The sequence below is a fragment of the Sporosarcina ureae genome (genome assembly GCF_002082015.1).
Lineage (GTDB): Bacteria > Bacillota > Bacilli > Bacillales_A > Planococcaceae > Sporosarcina > Sporosarcina ureae_A.
This window is the reverse complement of the sequence record NZ_CP015109.1, coordinates 1354763-1375779: the sequence shown is the minus strand read 5'-3', so window position 1 is coordinate 1375779 and position 21017 is coordinate 1354763. Positions and strand designations below refer to the sequence as shown.

Genomic DNA, 21017 nt, shown 5'->3' with positions numbered 1-21017 from the left:
AAAACTCGAACTGCCATAGTGTAACTGACGGTTCGAGTTGTGCGATTTATTATTATTGAATTTTTACGGCTTCCACTATTTCTTTTGCAGCATAAAGAGCATGTTTTACATCAGCAATCAAATCATCTACATCTTCTACACCAACAGAGAAGCGTAGCAAACGATCATCCACTCCACGGCGATTGCGTTCTTCTAATGGAATATCCATATGCGTCTGCGTAGTCGGATACGTGATAAAGCTTTCCACGCCGCCTAAACTTTCGGCAAATGAAATGAGGTTCATGTTTTCAAGGAATGGTCCTATCCATTCGCTATTTTGCACTCGGAAAGATAACATGCCACCGACTCCAGCGTAGAGTACGTCGGCAATGAGAGGTTCTTGTTCTAAGTAAGATACCATTGCTTTCGCATTGACGTCATGCTGTTTCATGCGTAAATGCAATGTTTTCAAACCGCGGACAACTAGCCAGGAATCAAGAGGGGACAATGTAGCGCCAATCGCATTATGGTTAGTAAATAGGCGTTCGCATAACTCTTCACCCTTTGCGACGACTAGACCTGCTAGTACATCATTATGTCCACCGATATATTTTGTTGCGCTATGAATGACGATATCTGCGCCTTCTTCAATAGGTCGTTGGAAATAAGGCGTTAAGAATGTATTATCGACAATTAATAATAAGTCATGCTTTTTGGCCAATTCTGCATACGTCCCAATTGCTATGTTTTGCATTAATGGGTTTGTGGGCGTTTCCAAGAAGATCGCTTTTGTGCGATCAGTAATTGCTTGCTCGACTTCTGAAACATCATCAAACGATAGATAACGAGTCTTCACATTGTAGGTCTCTTCGTATTGATTAAATAAACGATACGTGCCGCCATATAAGTCTTCAGGTGCCAGTAGCTCTGAACCTGTCTTAAATAAGGATAAAATTAGTTGGATGGCTGCCATTCCAGAACTGCACGCAAATCCTTGATCACCAGATTCCAAGTTTGCGATTCCATCCTCTAAGATCGAACGCGTAGGATTTTTTGTTCGTGTGTAATCATATCCCGTAGATTTTCCTAGACCTTCATGGTGATACGCTGTAGACAAGTAAATAGGCGTATTAACTGCTCCAGTTTTCTCATCACTGTGGTTCCCAAGTTGTACTAATCTGGTTTCTAATCCATTGTTCGTCATGAATATCCATCCCCCCAACAAAATAAAAAAGAACCTCTTCTTTTCGAATAGGCCCTCGAACATACAAGTGTATACAGGATTCTCATCTTCAAGGTGGTGTCACCATTGGAATTAGCACCGTGCCTGAGGCTGGTTGCTGAGACATCGATGGGCCTATCCCTCCGTCTCTCTCGATAAGAATATTCTTAATATATAAAAAACTGTTGATGGATTTATTCTACCATGCGGATATACTAGAAGCAAGCTTCCTTTTATCGTGATCGGATGACTTTTTGCTATACTTATAGGTACTATTCATGAAAGAAAGGAGATTTTTATTTTGGCTTGGAGTTATGTTGCCCTAGCGGCAATTATAGAAATTTTCTGGGTAGTTGGTCTGCGTTACTCTGAAACCGCAATTCAATGGACTGGAACAGGTGTGGCGATTATATTGAGTTTTTATTTTATTATTAAGGCATGCGAAAAATTACCTTCAGGTACGGTATATGCAGTCTTTACCGGATCGGGTGCCGCGGCAATCCTTTTGGTGGATATATTCATCTTTCAAGCAGATTTCACGTGGGTTACGCTGACCTTTATCGGATTAATTGTCATCGGGGTAGTCGGTATCAAGTTGACTACAGATGAACAAGTAGATACAGAAGGAGGTGGCTGACGATGGCTTGGGTGTATTTGGCTATTGCCAGTCTCGGTGAGATTTTTGGTGTGGTAAGTATTAATTACTATTTACAGAAACGGTCTATAAAGAGATTGTTACTCATTGTCGGGATATTTGGCTTCGGCTTCGTCTTCTTGTCTCTTGCTATGCGTGAAATTCAAATGAGTACAGCGTATGCGGTATGGACAGGGTTTGGAGCAGCGGGAGCTGTATTGATGGGGATTTTGATTTTCAAAGAATCTGCTAGCGTTAAACGTCTTTTCTTTTTATCGCTCATTATTCTCGGTGCTGTTGGTTTAAAGTTATTCGGATAAAGGAGAGTGGATACACTGGTTTATTGGACACGATTTGAATATGAAGAATGGACAGTAACGCTTGCTGCTACAGAAAAAGGACTTTGTTATGTAGGAGTGGCGAAAGATAGTGTGGAACGTATGAAAAACTGGTTGAAGCGAATTAGTTCTGACGAGATAGTAGAAGATGCCGTCTGCTTGGATATCTATATAAATGAAATAAAAGCATATCTTTCAGGAATGCTTACAAGTTTATCTCTAGTTACACTGGATGTAGTAGGCACACCGTTTCAACATCGAGTATGGGAAATGTTGAGACAGGTACCATACGGAGAAACGGTAACCTATTCAGATATTGCAGACAGGTTAGGTAAACCATCTGCCGTTCGTGCCGTGGCTTCGGCAATTGGCAAGAATCCTGTGCTACTCGCCATACCGTGTCATCGGGTCATTGCAAAAAGCGGGGACTTATCAGGCTATCGCGACGGAAAAGAACAGAAGGACCAGCTGATCCTGCTTGAAAGAAGAGTTATGGAAAATGGTGGAATACGCACGTGAAAAAGAGCCGTATACACAACGGCTCTTTATTTATGATGGTTGTCTCGAAGTATTTGCTAACAAGGAACTTTTATCTGTTGCCATCTTGATGATGAAGCTAGCCGCAATGATGATCGCGATGAGTAGCCAGATGTTGAATACTCCGTGAATAATAGCCATTCCGAGGAAACCTGCAGTCAACAGATAATAGCTGAGTGGGAAAAGTACACGGCGTATTAGTAACCCTTCTTTACCAATCAGGCCAACTGTAGCGGAAGCGGCAACGACGTTATGCACGCAAATCATATTTCCAGCTGCACCGCCTACTGCCTGCATCGCAACGACGATACCAGCCTGTGCAGTATCAAGACCAATATTACTTGCAGCGCCAAACTGGAACAGTGAGAACATCATATTGCTGAACGTATTACTACCTGCAATGAACGCACCCAACGCACCGACAATTGGTGCAACAATTGGCCAAAAATCTCCGCTAACAACCGAAACACTTTCTGCTAAAATAAGCGGCATGTTTTCACCGACAAGCGAAGCGCTATCAGCAGCGGCTTTTCCGGTAGCTAGTGAAGTGTTTAAGAATATTTTTATCATCGGTACAGCAAAGATCAAAGCGACACCGGCCGTAACGACGGTTAAGAAAGAATTCTTCCATGCAAGTGCGTACTCTGCAGGCTTCATTCGATACAATAAATAACCGAACAATGAAGCGATAATGAAGAAGAAGCCTGGTAAGAATAATGGCGCAGTAGCCGTTGTGATTCCCGATTCGAACATATTGTCGAATGTTATGGTGACCGCTGAATGCTTTAATAATGCAGTGAAGGAATCGATTGTTCTAGAAAGCACAAGCAAAATTGCAAGCACTACGTACGGCATCCAAGCGCTCAACATAGATATCTTGCGGCTCTCGTCCTGAGGTTTTGCTGCTTCATGATTTAGTTTGCCAAACCATTCTTCTTCCCACTTTTCACGTGGAGGAAATTCGAAAGTATCTTCGGCATTCGGCATGAATACACCTCTTTTTGCAGCAGGTATCACGATGATCAATGAAATAAGGGCGCCTAGTAAAGAAGGGAACTCTGGACCGAGCGTTATACCGATCAGGAAATAAGGAATAGTGAAGGCGAGGCCTGCAAAAATTGCGAATTTCCATACTTTCAGACCTTCACGGAAAGATTTAGATGGGCTGAAGAAGCGTGTCAGTAAAGCGGCAAGGAACAGAGGGATTAACGTTCCCACTATGCCATGGATTAATACAATATTCGTTGTGATTTGTAGTAAATACTCTGGAAAACCTATGCCGGTTTTCTCAAGTGCCGTCATTACGGCAGGCTGATCGGCTAGTCCTGTACTGACGCCGATTTGAATAGGAGTTCCGATTGCGCCGAATGATACAGCTGTACTTTGAATAACCAATGAGACCATAACAGCGGCAAGTGCAGGGAAGCCGACAGCGACTAACAGCGGTGCTGCAACTGCAGCCGGTGTTCCAAACCCTGATGCACCTTCTATAAATGAACCAAATAGAAAGGCGATAATGATTGCCTGGATCCTGCGATCTGGAGAAATAGTAGTAAAGCCGTTACGGATAGTGTGGATGGCTCCGCTTTCTTTGATTGTATTGAGCAACAGAACAGCACCAAATACAATGAAAATTACTTCTAGAGCGGTTATTAATCCATTGAAAGCGGCGCCAGCTACTATATTTGCTTTTGTTCCCCAAATAAATATAGCAATTAACGTGGTAACGACAAGAGCAACAGGCATAGCTCGACTGGCTGGCCAATTAAATAAGACCAAAAACACAAAGATTGTAACAATAGGCAGTAATGCGATAATTGATAGGACGAGTAAACTCATAAGAAAGACCTCCACAACTTTATTTGAAATCGCTTACATCTATCGTTATTGAACTAGTCATCTGATGACCCAACGACTTCTTTTTTTGATTATATAGACTGCTAAATTAAAAGACAAGATATTTTTCAGACTTATGAATAAATACTTTTCTATTCTTATACACCGAACATTCTCTAATTAGATTATAATGAACAAGTAGACAGGAGTGAATGATTGTGAAATACAAGCAAATTAAGCCCAAAAAAATATATGAAGAAGTAGCGGATGCTTTACTGGAAATGATTCGTAGTGGAGAGCTTAGGCCTGGAGATAAACTGGAATCCGTACAGCAACTTGCGGAAAGTTTTAGTGTTGGTAGATCAGCCATTCGGGAAGCGCTGACCTCATTGCGTGCGGTGGGACTCATTGAAATGAAACAAGGTGAAGGAACATTCGTCAAAGAATTTTCATCTGAAGATTTGGCGTTTCCATTACAAAGCGCTATTTTAATGAGTCAGCAAGACGTTGATCATTTGCTTGGTGTGCGAAAAGTGCTTGAAGTAGGAGCGGCTACCAACGCAGCATTAAATCGTTCAAACGAAGATTTAGAAAAAATGGAAGCAGCCTTGCGTAATATGAAAGAGCATGCAGGTGATATTCTCCTTGGAGAAAAGACGGATCTTGACTTTCACTTTGCGATTGCAGAAGCGACGGGTAACGCATTACTTGTTACATTGATGAATCATGTGGCGGGCCTAATAGGAGAATCCATGAGGGAAACGCGAAGAATTTGTTTGTTTACGGATGCTGCGACAGTTGATCGATTACACGAAGAACATGAAGCGATTTATCTAGCTATCAAAGAACAACAACCAGAAGAGGCTGCGATTCATATGCAAGGTCATTTGGTCAATGTTGAAAATGTATTGTCCAATTACTTAAAAACAAATACAAAGTAAAATCACCCGCCATGGGTGATTTTTCATAATTATTATCCTAAAAGTCTGTTAAATCAATAGAATTTATAGTATGCTAGAAAAAACTTAAAGTCATCTGATGACCTGTTGACCTTATGAAATCTATCTTAGAGAGGTGAATGACTATGAAAGTAAGCTTATTTATCACATGTTTGGTAGACATGTTCTACGCGGATGCCGGTAAAGACATGGTGAAAATTTTAGAAAGACAGGGCTGTGAACTATCGTTTCCAAAAGGACAGGTGTGCTGCGGACAGCCTGCTTATAATAGTGGTTATGTAGAAAATTCAAAATCAGCGATGAAGAATATGATAAAGGTTTTTGAAACAGCGGAGTATGTTGTCACACCGTCAGGATCTTGTGCCACTATGTTTAAATTGTATCCGGAAGTATTCAAAGATGATCCCGATTGGTTACCTAGAGCACAAGAGCTGGCAGATAAAACATATGAGTTCACTCAGTTTCTTGTGAATGTATTGCAAGTGGAAAACGTAGGAGCGAAATTGATAGGAAAAGCGACGTATCATCCCTCTTGCCACATGACGAGATTACTAGGCGTTAGCGAAGAACCGAGAAAATTATTGAATCAAGTGGAAGGACTCGAAATGATCCCTTTGCCCAATGCGCATAATTGCTGCGGATTTGGCGGAACATTCTCCGTTAAGATGGGAGATATCTCTGAACAGATGGTAGATGAGAAGGTCAATAGTGCCATGGCGACAGAGGCAGATTATTTAATTGGAGCGGACTGTGGTTGCCTCATGAATATAGGCGGACGTGCAGAACGTATAGGCAAGCCTATACGAGTTATGCATATCGCACAAGTATTGAATAGTCATGAGTAAATAAAAAAGGGAGGTGATAGCAATGGCGATGAAGTTCAGTAAGAAAAACTTTACAGATCGAACACAGGATAATATTTCAGATGATTTTATGAGACAGGCAGTGGCGGGCGCTCAAGAACGTTTGCACGGGAGAAGATTAGACGCCGCAGAAGAGTTAGGCAGTTGGGAGGAATGGCGTTCACATGGGGAGGAAATTCGTCAACATGTTCTTGAAAACTTAGATTACTATTTACATCAGCTAAGTGAAAATGTTGCACAACGCGGTGGTCATGTATTTTTCGCAAAGACTGCTGAAGAAGCCAGTGAGTATGTTCGGAATGTCGTCAACAAAAAAGACGGTAAAAAAGTCGTGAAGTCGAAATCTATGGTAACAGAAGAGATTAATTTGAATAGCGTTCTAGAAGAAGCCGGATGCGAAGTGATAGAGACAGATTTAGGGGAGTATATCCTTCAAGTAGATGATCATGATCCACCCTCTCATATAGTAGCACCGGCGCTTCATAAAAACAGAGAACAAATTCGTGAAGTGTTTGCGGAGAAACTGGATTACCATCATACCTCTAAACCCGAAGAATTAGCTTTGCATGCACGCGAAAAACTGCGTCAAGAATTTTTGGATGCAGACATAGGTATCACAGGTTGCAACTTTGCAATAGCTGAAACTGGCTCTATTAGTCTCGTGACGAATGAAGGGAATGCACGACTAGTCTCCGCGTTGCCGAAAACTCAAATTACAGTAATGGGGATGGAGCGGGTCGTACCTTCCTTTGAAGAATTCGAAGTGCTGGTCAGTTTATTGACACGAAGTGCAGTAGGTCAAAAATTGACGAGTTATGTCACAGCGTTAACTGGCCCTAGAGATGAAGGGGATGTAGATGGCCCAGAAGAATTTCATTTAGTCATCGTCGACAATGGTCGTTCAGAAATATTAGGAACAGAATTTCAGTCTGTGCTGCAATGTATCCGATGTGCTGCCTGTGTCAACGTATGCCCTGTTTATCGTCATATTGGCGGGCACTCATACGGTTCCATTTATTCGGGTCCGATTGGTGCTGTGCTATCACCGTTGCTTGGAGGTTACGACGATTTCAAGGAGTTGCCTTTTGCTTCAACACTATGCGGAGCGTGCACGGATGCTTGTCCGGTGAAAATCCCTCTTCATGAACTACTTCATACACATCGACGCATCATAGTGGAAGAGGAAGGTCGATCACCTATTTCCGAAAGACTAGCAATGAAAGCATTCGGAATCGGTGCTTCTTCTAATCCGTTGTACTCTATGGGCTCAAAAGTAGCCTCTACCGCCATGAAACCGTTGACGAAAAATGACCGAATTTCAAAAGGTCCAGGTCCACTGAAAGGTTGGACAGATTTACGGGAGTTCCCAGCTGTCGGAAATACACGTTTTCGCGATTGGTTCTATGATCAGAAAGGAGGCGAATAAGTATGGCAGGATCCATTCAAAACCGTGGTCCATTTCTAGAGACCATCGCGACACAACTAGGTCGCGAACCTAAAAAGGAAGTAGAAAAGCCGATATGGAAACATCAACCTCAACGAACAGTGTTAGCTGATGCTTCGATAGATGAATTACTCGAAGTGTTGCGTGTGCAATGTGAGCAAATTCATACGGATATTGTGGACACGACAAAAGAATCGTTGCCGGTCGCGCTGGATAAAGTCGTAAAAGCTTACGGTGGCGGACCGCTATCTCTGTGGAGAGACGAACGTTTTGAGGAATGTGGATTATCGGACCTATTAGAGACGAAGTGGCCGTCAGAACAAATTGAAGTCCATAGTTGGGATCCTTTCATTGGAGAGAAGAATATCGAACGGGCTGAACAAGCAAACATCGGTATCACCTTTAGCGACATGACTCTCGCTGAGTCCGGCACCGTCGTACTTTTCAGTAGTGCGGACAAAGGTCGTTCCGTCAGCTTGCTCCCGACGCATTATATTGCCTTAATCCCTAAAAGCACGCTAGTCCCGAGAATTACCCAAGCGTCAGATATGATTCGAGAAAAACTAAACAATGGCGAGCAAGTCCCGTCCTGCATCAATTTTATCACTGGTCCCAGTAACTCCGCTGACATCGAAATGAACCTAGTCATTGGTGTACACGGCCCGGTCAAAGCGACGTATATAGTGATAGAAGATTGTTGAAAAAGGAATGAGAATTGCTTTCGTTTGAAAAGTGAGTAGCTAAACCAGAAATAAATTCTATTGAAAATAATCACAAGGGACAGAAAACGAATTCCAAAATTAATTGGAATGTACTTTCTGTCTTTTTTAATTCAGTAGAAAAAGCAAAGCATTGGGAACACGTGGTTCATGGTCACATTTCTTTCATAATTTTTTCTTTGTTAACCTTAAAAAGTTATATTTCTGAAATCGATTCGTCGGTTAATGATTACTTTGCTGAGAAACAGGGAAAATAGTGTATAATGACAATATTATTGCAGCGGAAGAAGGAGACGACTATGACTTCATCATACAAAGACGACAGCTTAGCGTTACACACAGACCTCTATCAAATTAACATGGCCGAATCGTATTGGGCGGACGGCATTCATGAACGGAAAGCCGTATTTGAAGTGTATTTCAGAAAAATTCCATTCGGTAACGGGTATGCGATATTTGCTGGCCTTGAACATGTACTGAAGTATCTTGAGGAATTTTCATTCACAGAAAGTGATCTAGCTTATTTACGAGAAGAGCTCGGGTTTGCTGATGATTTCCTCGATTATTTAAAAGGCATCCGTTTCACTGGCGACGTTTACTCCATGAAAGAAGGAGAGCTCGTTTTCGCGAATGAACCGATCATTCGGATTGAAGCGAACTTGATTGAAGCGCAATTGATCGAAACAGCATTGTTGAATATCGTGAACTACCAGACATTGATCTGTACAAAAGCTAGCCGTATTAAGCAAGTAGTGAAAGATGACATTGTGATGGAGTTTGGAAGCCGACGCGCGCATGAAATGGATGCCGCAGTTTGGGGCGCGCGTGCAGCAGTTATTGGTGGCGTAGAGTCCACGAGCAATGTACGTGCAGGGAAACGTTTCGGACTAACTGTTTCTGGAACGCATGCACATTCGTTTGTCCAAGCGTATAAAGATGAGTACACTGCGTTCAAAGTTTACGCACAACGTCATAAAGACTGCGTATTCTTAGTGGATACGTACAATACATTAAAGATTGGTGTTCCGACAGCCATTAAAGTAGCAAAAGAGCTTGGTGACAGCATTAATTTTATCGGTGTACGACTGGACAGCGGAGATATTGCATTCTTATCGAAAGAAACTCGCCGGATGTTAGACGAGGCAGGATTCCCGGATGCGAAAATTGTTGTATCCAATGACTTGGACGAGTATACGATTTTGAACTTGAAAGCCCAAGGAGCCCAAGTGGACATTTGGGGTATCGGAACAAAGCTGATTACGGCATATGATCAACCAGCGCTAGGTGCGGTCTATAAAATTGTCTCTATTGAAGACGATCACGGGGAAATGCAAGATACGATTAAAATCTCAGCTAACGTAGAGAAAGTCACGACACCTGGCCGTAAAAAATTATATCGAATTATTGACCTTGAAAATGGTAAAGCGGAAGGCGATTATATTACGATGTATGATGAGGATCCGACAAAGGAGGAGCGTCTCAAAATGTTCCACCCCGTGCATACATTTATCTCGAAATTTGTGACGAATTTTGAAGCGGTGAACTTACACGAGCATGTGATTCAGAATGGGACCGTTATTTATAAAAACCCGCCAGTGTATGAAATTCGCGAATTTGCACAAAGAAATCTTTCTCTACTATGGGAGGAATATCAGCGTTCGTTGAATCCTGAAGAATATCCTGTCGATCTTAGTCAGAAGTGTTGGGACAATAAGAGACGTAATATAGAAGAAGTGCATGAAATGGTCGAGAACTATACCAAACAATGAAAGGGAAGTGGGAGAGTTGACATTGCAGCAAGAAATTATCCAAGCATTACGTGCGAAACCGGAAATTGATCCGCAGCAAGAGATCCGGACTTCCATTGACTTTATGAAAGCATATTTGAAAAAGTATACATTTTTGCAAGGATTCACTTTAGGCATATCCGGCGGTCAAGACTCTACTTTAGTCGGCAAGTTGGCGCAGATGGCAGTTGACGAGCTTAATGGGGAAGAAGGAATCGAAAGGTACCGTTTCTATGCTCTTCGTTTACCATACGGTGTGCAATTTGACGAAGACGATTGCCAGGATGCATTGCGCTTCATCAGTCCGTCGGTCGTTTATTCAGTTGATATTAAAGAAGCAGTGGATGCTAGTGAGCGGGCTATGAACAAGGCGGGTCTCCATATTTCTGATTTTGATAAAGGAAATGAAAAAGCGAGGGAACGTATGAAGGTACAATATTCTGTAGCGGCCATTCATCATTCTGTCGTTCTGGGTACAGATCACGCAGCTGAAGCAATTACTGGATTTTATACCAAGTTTGGTGATGGCTCAGCGGATCTTATGCCGATCTACCGATTGAATAAACGCCAAGGAAAACAATTATTAGAAGCGCTAGATTGCCCTCCACATTTATACAATAAAATCCCTACAGCCGACTTGGAAGACAATAAGCCTGCCATTCCAGATGAGATAGCATTAGGTGTAACGTATGATGAAATTGATGACTATCTTGAAGGAAAAGAAGTGTCGAATGAGGCACGAAAGCAAATAGAAGGGCATTATTTGAAATCAGCGCATAAACGTCATTTGCCTATTACGGTATTTGATGAGTTTTGGAAATGAAAACTGCCGACCTTTTGTGAGATAAAAGGTCGGTAGTTTTTTCTGTTTGTCGAGGTTATGCGTTTCAGGTATGATAGTCTCATATAAAAAGACGGATTCAGTTCGTGACGGGAGAGAATAACTATGCATTCACAATGGATCGAACGAGTATTGAATAATATTGAAAAAGTTATAGTTGGAAAACGTGATATAGCGGAGTTAAGCATGACGGCATTGTTAGCGGGTGGTCACGTATTACTTGAAGATGTACCAGGCGTTGGTAAAACGATGCTAGTGAGAGCGCTTGCAACTTCAATTGGCGCGAAGTTTAAGCGGATCCAATTCACACCAGACTTATTACCTTCCGATGTGTCGGGCGTGTCCATCTATAATCCGCAAACGATGCAATTTGAATTTCGTCCAGGCCCTTTGATTGGTAATATCGTTTTGGCTGATGAAATCAATAGAACATCACCTAAAACACAGGCTGCATTATTGGAAGGGATGGAAGAGGCATCGATTACGGTAGATGGAACAACTATTCAATTGCCGAAACCGTTTTTCGTAATGGCGACACAAAATCCTATTGAATATGAAGGGACCTACCCCCTACCAGAAGCGCAGCTTGATCGTTTTATTTTCAAGTTGAAAATGGGTTACCCGACAAAGCAGCAAGAGATGGAATTATTGAAAAGAGCGGAACTACAAACACCGATTGAGCAAATCGATGCGATTCTAACAGTGGATGAATTATTGGAGTTACAGCGTCATGTGCGAGAGGTTACAGTAGATGAAACAATCGTTTCTTATATTGTGGATTGTGCGGATGCAACCCGCCAGCATGAATCTGTTTCTTTAGGCGTAAGTCCACGAGGTTCGATGGCATTAATGAGGGCTTGTCAAGCTTACGCATTCATAAAAGGGCGCACATTTGTCTTGCCGGACGATGTACAATATTTAGCGTCGTTTGCATTTTCGCATCGGATGATCTTACGTCCTGAAGCGAAATACGAAGGAATTGATGCTGAGGAAATAGTTAGTCAAATCCTCGAGCGTCAGCGGGTTCCCGTAATGCGCAGGTCTGCTACCTTATGAAGGGATTGCAGTCATTTGGGCGATTCGCGAGTGTCGTAACCATTGGTACAGCTGCTTACGTTTTCGCAAAATTTCAAGGGGGCTTCGTTAGCTGGTTCATTTTCTATACGCTCATTCCATTTGTAACATATTCGGTGCTTCTTTACCTGTACCCATTACGTGATCTAACCGTTACGCGGTATATTGAAGATCGACATGTATCAAGGAATGGACAGGTATCCATTCGGGTGGTGTTAAAAAGGAACTTCCCTTTCCCTCTACTGTATGTAGTATTACTGGATAAGCGAGTACATGCTAAGCACGAAAAGATTGAACGAAAAATTATGCTCTTAGGATTTCGGAGAACATATGAGCACATCTACTTACTGAAAAACGTTCAGCGTGGCGAATACACATTACCGACAGTAGAAGTGGAAGTGGTAGATTTTTTTAATTGGATTCGTAAAAGAAGAGTTTTTGTTGTGCAGAATCATTTTCTAGTCTATCCGAGCGTAACAGACTTGGTATACGAATCAGCATCTTATGGGACGAGCGAAGGGCAGCAACACTCTGCTTACATGCTAGCGAAAGATGCAACCACCCCGTCCAGTATCAGAGAATATGCGCCAGGGGATCGGATCTCGTGGATTCATTGGAAATCATTTGCACGTACTTCGAAATTAATGACAAAGGAATTTGATGAACAGCGTTCGGAACAACATACGTTGTTGCTGGATTGCGGGATATCCGAAACATTTGAAGATGCAGTAGAGTTTGCAGCGTCAATTGTTGTATCTGCCAGGCAGAGTCATGCCAAGTTGACCCTGATTACAGCGAGTGACCAGCCACAAGTGTTTCCGTCTATACAATCCGCGGATCAGACTAGACAAGCATTAGTGCATCTTGCGAAAATTCAACCTGAAGATACACAAAAGGTGAGATTGCCGATAGAGAAAGAATTGGCTGGAGATGCTTTGTTGCTTATTACAGGAAACCTTCGCATGGAATTCGTCCGTAGTGTGTTGGCATGTACTCATAATGTATCCGCACTGGTTTGCTTTGTGCTAATAACAGATGAAACGAACATAAAATCTCTAGAACCTATTGTTAATCAAGTGAAATCGCTTGGTATTACAGTGAAAATGATATATCCGTCTGATCGTTCATCAGCGTTGATGAAGGCGGTGAATTCATGAAGAGACCCATATTGGATTGGAAAGTCCTGTTGTTTTTATATGCGCTCAGTACTGTCTTGTTGTGGGAGTGGTTTATCCCGATTATGGATTTGACGGATTTTGGCCATCCCTCTTTATTCATCCTCTATCTAGTACTCTTTTTTGCATTGGCTTTATTGCGACTGCCATGGTGGATCAGTGGGGCGATGCAGATTCTATATATAGTATGGGCTATCCACTATATGTATTTTGATCAACTATGGATCTCTATGGCTGTGATAGGCTATATTTTGCAAGAAGTCCAACAAAATGTCCTGTTGCTATTCAAAGGTGATCTCGGTGAATTATCGAACTTATTCCGTACGTTATTGTTGTTTACGCTTGTTTGGATGATCGCCTATTTACTTCGCCACTGGATTGAAGTGCGACGTAGTATGATGATGTTCTTTGGTTTTACAATACTATTTGTAGCGCTCTTGGATACGTTCACGCCTTATGATGCTACTTCGTCTATAGTAAGAATTATGATAGTAGGCTTATTAATTGTAGGTTGCCTAACATTAATTAAATTATCGGGCGATGAAAGATTGTCACTTCGTCCAAAGAGATTACTTTTGCTTTCATTGCCAGTGGTATTGATTGTGATGTCTGTCGGATTGCTAGCAAGAAATGCACCGGTATACCCCCCTGCGTGGCCAGATCCTGTGCCGTTCCTACTATCGTTGAGCGGAGCGGGAGATAACGTATCTGACAACGGACAAGCCAGAGCGGGTTATGACCCTGATGATACGCAACTAGGTGGAGCTTTCGTACAAGACAATCAATTGGTGTTCGAAGCATCCGTTGACGAACGGCAATATTGGCGTATCGAAACGAAAGATACATATACTTCAAAGGGTTGGGTGCAGGATCATGAATCAAACAAAGAGTTGCTGGATACAGGTGAAAATTTCTGGGAGCCCTCGATCGAAGGGGAAGTCTCGCATGTTACATTGGATTTTGTTGAACCATTACCATTCCTTGCTACTCCCTATGGCACGACAAAGATATCCTCACCTGAAGGTTTGAACCTCATGCACGAGTTGACAGCAAACCGACTATACTTGTTGATGGGTCTACAAGAAAAGATTAAACAGTATGAAATAGAGTTTGTTGAACCTACATACATCCTGTCAGATTTGCAGAAAACAGAGATGGTGAACTATGAGACGGTTCCAGAAGATTTAAATAGCTATGTGCAACTACCGGAAGAATTACCAGAACGCGTGAAAGAACTGGCTTTATCGATTACAGAAAATGAAGCGGCCGTCTATGACAAAGTGAAAGCTGTAGAGCAATACTTCAAAAAGAACGGTTTTGTATATGAAACGCAAAATGTTCCGGTGCCTGATGAAGAACAAGATTATGTGGATCAATTTCTATTCGACACGAAAAAAGGTTATTGCGATAACTTCTCTACTTCTATGGCAGTCATGCTCAGGACTGTAGATATACCGACGCGTTGGGTGAAAGGATTTGCGCCAGGGGAAATGGCATTTAAAGCATCTGGAAAAAGTGTCTATCGCGTGACGAATGATGAGGCTCATTCGTGGGTAGAGGCATATATTCCTGAAATTGGATGGATGCCTTTTGAGCCGACACTAGGTTTTACACATCCGACAGAGATTGAGTTTGACAATACGAATGAAAGTCCTGAAGAAAAGGAAATTGAAAAAACTGTGAAACCGGAAGTGGAAAAAAAGAAAGAACTTCCTAAGAAAACAAAGGGTTCGTCTGTGTTCGACGCATTCAAACAAAGATTTGCATGGTTGTTCAGTCAATGGTGGATTTATGCATCATTATTTGTGTTAATTATAGGAGCGAGTTTGATTGTCTATAGTAAAAGAAACAATTGGCTGCCGAAATGGCGTATAAAACAACTCAGGAAACTGCCAAACGGTCGCGCGAAATTCGAACAGCAATTCACACAGTTATTACAACAATTAGCTCGGACCGGAATGCCAAAAGATACCGCGATGACGCTTTCCAACTATGCTAGACTCGTAGATGAGCGGTACGGTGGAGATCGTATGACTTTCTTAACCCATGCGTATGAAATAGGAATATACGGGAATGACTGGGAGACGCAAGAATGGGATAAGTTGAATGAAGTATGGGAAGATTTAATTATTAGTACAACATGTTGATTTTTTAGCGAAATATGCGTAAAATATAGAACGGATGATGCAAGAAAAGTCCACGACAGATCTTGCGCTAACGAACGTCGGCTATCATCGATTAGCAGTACTTGGATTCTTTGATGGAAAAGACGCGTAGAAAGTTGACTTTCTAACGCGTCTTTTGTAGTTGAGGCTTGAAACGGTATAAAAAATTGGAAGAGGTGGATTAGTTGTCAAATGCTCCTGTGTTAGCTGGACAAGAAAAAATTGTAGTTCTCGATTACGGTAGTAAGTATAATCAGCTCTTCACGCGTACAATTCGCGAATTCGGTGTGTATAGTGAACTACACGCCCATACAACAACAATTGAGGAAATTAAAAAAATGAATCCAGTCGGTATCGTACTTTCCGGTGGTTCAGCATCTGTTGGAGACGAGAACGCGTATGCTATCGATCCGGCAATATTCGAATTAGGCATTCCTGTATTGGGCATCAGTTACGGAGCTCAAGTAATTGTCGATCATTTAGATGGTAAGGTAGAAAAGAATTCAAGCGGCGAAAGCAAAGAAGAAACGTTGACAGTGGATACTACATCTACATTGTTTGCTGGTCAGACTGACAAACAAAACGTCTGGGTGAGCCACAGTGCTGATATTGCGGAATTACCTAAAGGATTTACTGTATCCGCAAAAGATTCGGCTGGTAATATTGTAGCTATTTCAAATGACGAACAACAAATCTATGCGATTCAATTCCATCCAGAAGATTATCGTTCGGAAAACGGTAAAGCTTTCTTGCGTAACTTTGTTTTTGAAGTCTGTAAAGCTTCAGGAGACTGGACAATGGATCGTTTCATTGAAATAGAAGTGGAGAAGATTCGCTCAACAGTTGGTGATCGTAAAGTGCTTTGTGCGCTAAGTGGTGGAGTAGACTCTTCAGTAGTAGCTGCTTTAATCGACCGTGCAATCGGTGACCAGTTGACTTGTATTTTCGTGGACCACGGTTTGCTCCGTAAAGGCGAAGTCGAAAGTGTAGTGAAAACATTCAGCGAACAATTCAGCATGCACTTTATTAAAGTAGATGCACGCGAACGCTTCTTGAACAAGCTAGAAGGTGTTACAGACCCTGAGCAAAAACGTAAGATTATAGGTAATGAATTTATTTACGTATTTGATGAAGAATCCGCTAAACTAGACGGTATTAAATATTTAGCACAAGGTACAATTTATGCAGACATCATCGAGAGCGGAACTGCAACTTCTGCAACTATTAAATCTCACCATAATGTGGGCGGTTTGCCTGAAGATATGGACTTCGAGTTAATCGAGCCATTACGTGCATTGTTTAAAGATGAAGTGCGTGCGGTAGGGGCGGAACTTGGATTGCCTGAAGAAATCGTTAATCGTCAACCATTCCCTGGTCCAGGACTTGGAGTTCGTGTGCTTGGTGAAATTACGGAAGAGAAGCTTGAAATCGTTCGCGATGCAGACTTTATATTACGTGATGAAATTGCAAAAGCCGGACTTGATCGTTCGATCTGGCAATATTTCGCAGTATTACCAAATATCCGAAGCGTAGGTGTTCGAAACGAACAACGTTCTTACGACTATGCGGTTGGTATTAGAGCGGTTCACTCGGTAGATGGCATGACAGCAGACTGGGCTCGTATACCATTCGATGTGCTGGAAAAAATCAGCACTAGAATTACAACTGAAGTGGATCAAGTCAATCGTGTTGTGTATGATATCACGGCAAAACCACCTGGCACTATCGAGTGGGAATAAGTTAAACAACAGAATATGATCGTATAACGCTGGGAATAAGGCCTAGAAGTCTCTACCGAAACACCGTAAATGTTTCGACTACGATTCAAGATGGAAATGTAATTTCTATTGGATTAAAGAAGAGGCGTGCGAATTTATTTCGCATGTCTCTTTTTACATAATGAGAGTAAGGAAGGTCACAATGAAAAAATATTTTGAGTTCGAAAAGCTTGGCACCAATTATCGTCGCGAAATCATCGGTGGAATTACTACGTTTTTAGCAATGGCCTATATTCTAGCTGTTAATCCAATCATGTTATCTTTGGATGTTGTACCTGATTTGCCTGATTCCATGAGAATGGATAAAGGTGCTGTGTTTGTTGCTACAGCGCTCGCAGCAGCGGTTGGAACATTGTTTATGGGCTTGATAGCCAGATATCCAATCGGTTTAGCTCCAGGTATGGGGTTAAACGCGTTCTTCGCTTTCACGGTAGTGTTGACTTATGGTATACCATGGCAAACAGGATTGACTGGAGTATTATTCTCAGGGGTAATCTTTATTATTCTTTCCTTAACAGGTTTACGTGAAATGATCATCAATGCAATACCAGCGCAGCTGAAGTTTGCGGTAGGTGCAGGTATAGGTTTGTTCATTACATTCCTAGGTCTGCAAAACGCTAAAATTATTGTGGCGGATGAAAATACACTAGTAGGTTTAGGTGATTTAACAGCTGGCCCTACATTGCTAACGATTTTTGGGTTAGTCATTACAATTATCATGATGGTAAGGAAAATCAAAGGTGCTATTTTCTACGGGATGATTATGACCACGGTTTTGGGAATGGCGGTCAGTCTAATAGACGTGCCACACAAGGTAGTAGATAAAATTCCGTCAGTCGCTCCCACGTTTGGTGCAGCCTTTGATGCGATTCTTAACGACCCAGCTTCATTGATGACAACACAATTTCTCGTGATCGTCATCACATTCTTATTTGTAGACTTCTTCGATACAGCTGGAACACTAGTTGCAGTTGCTACACAAGCAGGTCTAATGAAGGAAGACCGACTTCCACGTGCCGGCAACGCATTGCTTGCAGATTCTTTGGCAACCGTAACAGGAGCGGTAATGGGTACATCCACTACTACTTCTTATATTGAATCCACTGCAGGTGTTGCGGCGGGTGCCAAGACAGGATTTGCTTCTATTGTAACTGCCTTGTTGTTTTTACTCGCATTGTTCTTCTCTCCTTTGCTACTAGTCATCACACCGGCAGTTACGGCGCCGGCTTTAATTATCGTTGGGGTATTAATGGTGTCGACATTAGGAAACATAGAATGGACTCGTTTCGAAATTGCAGTTCCAGCATTCTTTACGATTATCGCCATGCCGTTGACGTACAGTATCGCAACAGGTATAGCAATCGGTTTCGTTTTCTATCCCATTACAATGCTGGTAAGCGGTAGAAGAAAAGAAATTCATCCAATTATGTACGGACTCTTTGTGATCTTCATTTTGTATTTCATCTATATTAAGTAATATCAAACCGCTTCCCAGTCCAATAGGGAAGCGGTTTTAACTATTTTTAAGCTACACTTTAAGAGAGTTAATGGCATCGAATCTAAAAGAAACGAAAAAGAAATTAAAAAAGGTTGTCCAAAGTTGTTGACAGTTTTAAATGCGTCTGATATAGTAATAGAACAGTCAAGAACGCGACTGCAACATGAACCTTGAAAACTGAACAGCAAAACGTTAACGAAATACAGTTTATGCATCATACGATGACATAAACAAAATGAGTATCTTAATTGATGCCAGCAAATGAAACTCGAGCTAATCGAATTTTCGTTTTACTGACTGACAAGATGTAGTGAAGTGCTAGGAGATGAAGGGGAGAAGGAGGAAGCGTACTTAGGTACGTGACCGACTGATCGACTGAAATCAACGACGCAATTCACTGCAGATTGTCTGTCAGTCTTATGGAGAGTTTGATCCTGGCTCAGGACGAACGCTGGCGGCATGCCTAATACATGCAAGTCGAGCGAACTGTTGGAAGCTTGCTTCCAACAGTTAGCGGCGGACGGGTGAGTAACACGTGGGCAACCTACCCTTCAGATGGGGATAACTCCGGGAAACCGGGGCTAATACCGAATAATCCATCATCTCGCATGAGAAGATGTTGAAAGACGGCGTCTCGCTGTCACTGAAGGATGGGCCCGCGGCGCATTAGCTAGTTGGTGGGGTAATGGCTCACCAAGGCAACGATGCGTAGCCGACCTGAGAGGGTGATCGGCCACACTGGGACTGAGACACGGCCCAGACTCCTACGGGAGGCAGCAGTAGGGAATCTTCCACAATGGACGAAAGTCTGATGGAGCAATGCCGCGTGAGTGAAGAAGGTTTTCGGATCGTAAAGCTCTGTTGTAAGGGAAGAACAAGTACAGGAGTAACTGCCTGTACCTTGACGGTACCTTACCAGAAAGCCACGGCTAACTACGTGCCAGCAGCCGCGGTAATACGTAGGTGGCAAGCGTTGTCCGGAATTATTGGGCGTAAAGCGCGCGCAGGCGGTCCTTTAAGTCTGATGTGAAAGCCCACGGCTCAACCGTGGAGGGTCATTGGAAACTGGAGGACTTGAGTACAGAAGAGGAAAGCGGAATTCCACGTGTAGCGGTGAAATGCGTAGAGATGTGGAGGAACACCAGTGGCGAAGGCGGCTTTCTGGTCTGTAACTGACGCTGAGGCGCGAAAGCGTGGGGAGCAAACAGGATTAGATACCCTGGTAGTCCACGCCGTAAACGATGAGTGCTAAGTGTTAGGGGGTTTCCGCCCCTTAGTGCTGCAGCTAACGCATTAAGCACTCCGCCTGGGGAGTACGGCCGCAAGGCTGAAACTCAAAGGAATTGACGGGGACCCGCACAAGCGGTGGAGCATGTGGTTTAATTCGAAGCAACGCGAAGAACCTTACCAGGTCTTGACATCCCAGTGACCGTCATGGAGACATGATTTTCCCTTCGGGGACACTGGTGACAGGTGGTGCATGGTTGTCGTCAGCTCGTGTCGTGAGATGTTGGGTTAAGTCCCGCAACGAGCGCAACCCTTAATGTTAGTTGCCATCATTCAGTTGGGCACTCTAATGTGACTGCCGGTGACAAACCGGAGGAAGGTGGGGATGACGTCAAATCATCATGCCCCTTATGACCTGGGCTACACACGTGCTACAATGGACGATACAGAGGGCTGCAAACCCGCGAGGGGGAGCCAATCCCACAAAATCGTTCCCAGTTCGGATTGCAGGCTGCAACTCGCCTGCATGAAGCCGGAATCGCTAGTAATCGTGGATCAGCATGCCACGGTGAATACGTTCCCGGGTCTTGTACACACCGCCCGTCACACCACGAGAGTTTGTAACACCCGAAGTCGGTGGGGTAACCCTTAGGGGAGCTAGCCGCCGAAGGTGGGACAGATGATTGGGGTGAAGTCGTAACAAGGTAGCCGTATCGGAAGGTGCGGCTGGATCACCTCCTTTCTAAGGATTATGTTTTCTTGCCTGAAATATGGAAGGAACATTCGGAAGATAGATCTTCGATCTATCACGTTAACGTTTTGCGTTCAGTTTTGAAGGCTCATTGTATGAGTGTTCAAAGCTTTTTTCTTGTTCATTGAAAACTGGATAAAACGACATTGAAAGTAATCAAGTAATCAACCGAGTCGCATATTTGCGATTC

16 protein-coding genes, 1 rRNA gene and 2 riboswitches are annotated in these 21017 nt (G+C 42.8%); of the genes, 15 read left to right on the top strand and 2 right to left on the bottom strand.

What is annotated here, in order from left to right:
- Positions 1-52 precede the first annotated feature (52 nt).
- Positions 53-1183, bottom strand: a complete 1131-nt coding sequence (locus SporoP17a_RS06795; protein WP_083033905.1) for a methionine biosynthesis PLP-dependent protein — start codon at positions 1181-1183, stop codon at positions 53-55.
- A 79-nt stretch (positions 1184-1262) separates the two neighbouring features.
- Positions 1263-1363: riboswitch (SAM riboswitch) on the bottom strand.
- A 139-nt stretch (positions 1364-1502) separates the two neighbouring features.
- Here SporoP17a_RS06795 and SporoP17a_RS06790 point away from each other — a divergent pair.
- From SporoP17a_RS06790 to SporoP17a_RS06780, 3 genes are read left to right on the top strand one after another with little or no spacing between them, the layout of a single operon-like run.
- Positions 1503-1838, top strand: coding sequence for a DMT family transporter (locus tag SporoP17a_RS06790; RefSeq protein WP_083033903.1), 336 nt, complete (start codon positions 1503-1505; stop codon positions 1836-1838).
- Positions 1839-1840: 2 nt separating this feature from the next.
- Complete coding sequence (locus tag SporoP17a_RS06785) at positions 1841-2155, top strand: DMT family transporter (RefSeq protein WP_083033901.1); 315 nt, start codon at positions 1841-1843, stop codon at positions 2153-2155.
- Between the two features lie 6 nt (positions 2156-2161).
- The gene (locus SporoP17a_RS06780; RefSeq protein ID WP_083033899.1) at positions 2162-2692 is read left to right on the top strand and encodes a methylated-DNA--[protein]-cysteine S-methyltransferase; all 531 of its coding nucleotides are present in this window, start codon (positions 2162-2164) and stop codon (positions 2690-2692) included.
- Positions 2693-2722: 30 nt separating this feature from the next.
- Here the strand turns inward: SporoP17a_RS06780 and SporoP17a_RS06775 are convergent, their stop codons facing one another.
- Positions 2723-4549, bottom strand: a complete 1827-nt coding sequence (locus SporoP17a_RS06775; protein WP_083033897.1) for an L-lactate permease — start codon at positions 4547-4549, stop codon at positions 2723-2725.
- Positions 4550-4764: 215 nt separating this feature from the next.
- On the opposite strand from SporoP17a_RS06775, the gene SporoP17a_RS06770 reads away from it, so the two are divergent.
- From SporoP17a_RS06770 to SporoP17a_RS06715, 12 genes are all read left to right on the top strand, one after another.
- Positions 4765-5487: a FadR/GntR family transcriptional regulator gene (locus SporoP17a_RS06770; RefSeq protein WP_083033896.1), complete on the top strand. Its 723-nt coding sequence runs from the start codon at positions 4765-4767 to the stop codon at positions 5485-5487.
- A gap of 143 nt (positions 5488-5630) precedes the next feature.
- Positions 5631-6350, top strand: a complete 720-nt coding sequence (locus tag SporoP17a_RS06765; RefSeq protein WP_083033895.1) for a (Fe-S)-binding protein — start codon at positions 5631-5633, stop codon at positions 6348-6350.
- A gap of 22 nt (positions 6351-6372) precedes the next feature.
- Positions 6373-7794, top strand: a complete 1422-nt coding sequence (locus SporoP17a_RS06760) for a LutB/LldF family L-lactate oxidation iron-sulfur protein (RefSeq protein WP_083033893.1) — start codon at positions 6373-6375, stop codon at positions 7792-7794.
- 2 nt (positions 7795-7796) lie between these two features.
- Positions 7797-8513 (top strand): LutC/YkgG family protein, encoded by a 717-nt coding sequence (locus SporoP17a_RS06755; protein ID WP_083033891.1) that lies wholly within the window; start codon positions 7797-7799, stop codon positions 8511-8513.
- Positions 8514-8830: 317 nt separating this feature from the next.
- The gene (locus SporoP17a_RS06750; RefSeq protein WP_083033889.1) at positions 8831-10300 is read left to right on the top strand and encodes a nicotinate phosphoribosyltransferase; all 1470 of its coding nucleotides are present in this window, start codon (positions 8831-8833) and stop codon (positions 10298-10300) included.
- Between the two features lie 16 nt (positions 10301-10316).
- Positions 10317-11141, top strand: coding sequence for an ammonia-dependent NAD(+) synthetase (nadE, locus tag SporoP17a_RS06745; RefSeq protein ID WP_083033887.1), 825 nt, complete (start codon positions 10317-10319; stop codon positions 11139-11141).
- A 123-nt stretch (positions 11142-11264) separates the two neighbouring features.
- Entirely contained in the window at positions 11265-12215 is a 951-nt protein-coding gene (locus SporoP17a_RS06740; RefSeq protein ID WP_083033885.1) for an AAA family ATPase, read from the top strand.
- Positions 12212-13390: a DUF58 domain-containing protein gene (locus SporoP17a_RS06735; RefSeq protein ID WP_083033883.1), complete on the top strand. Its 1179-nt coding sequence runs from the start codon at positions 12212-12214 to the stop codon at positions 13388-13390. Before SporoP17a_RS06740 ends, SporoP17a_RS06735 begins: the two co-directional genes overlap by 4 nt.
- Positions 13387-15555 carry a transglutaminase TgpA family protein gene (locus tag SporoP17a_RS06730; RefSeq protein ID WP_083033882.1) on the top strand — a complete coding sequence of 723 codons (2169 nt, stop codon included), beginning with the start codon at positions 13387-13389 and terminating at the stop codon, positions 15553-15555. Before SporoP17a_RS06735 ends, SporoP17a_RS06730 begins: the two co-directional genes overlap by 4 nt.
- A gap of 203 nt (positions 15556-15758) precedes the next feature.
- Positions 15759-17312, top strand: coding sequence for a glutamine-hydrolyzing GMP synthase (gene guaA / locus SporoP17a_RS06725; protein WP_083033880.1), 1554 nt, complete (start codon positions 15759-15761; stop codon positions 17310-17312).
- Positions 17312-17413: riboswitch (purine riboswitch) on the top strand. (Overlaps the previous gene by 1 nt.)
- An 80-nt stretch (positions 17414-17493) precedes the next feature.
- Positions 17494-18828: an NCS2 family permease gene (locus SporoP17a_RS06720; RefSeq protein ID WP_083033879.1), complete on the top strand. Its 1335-nt coding sequence runs from the start codon at positions 17494-17496 to the stop codon at positions 18826-18828.
- Between the two features lie 437 nt (positions 18829-19265).
- A 16S ribosomal RNA gene (locus tag SporoP17a_RS06715) occupies positions 19266-20818 on the top strand.
- The last annotated feature ends 199 nt before the right edge of the window (positions 20819-21017 follow it).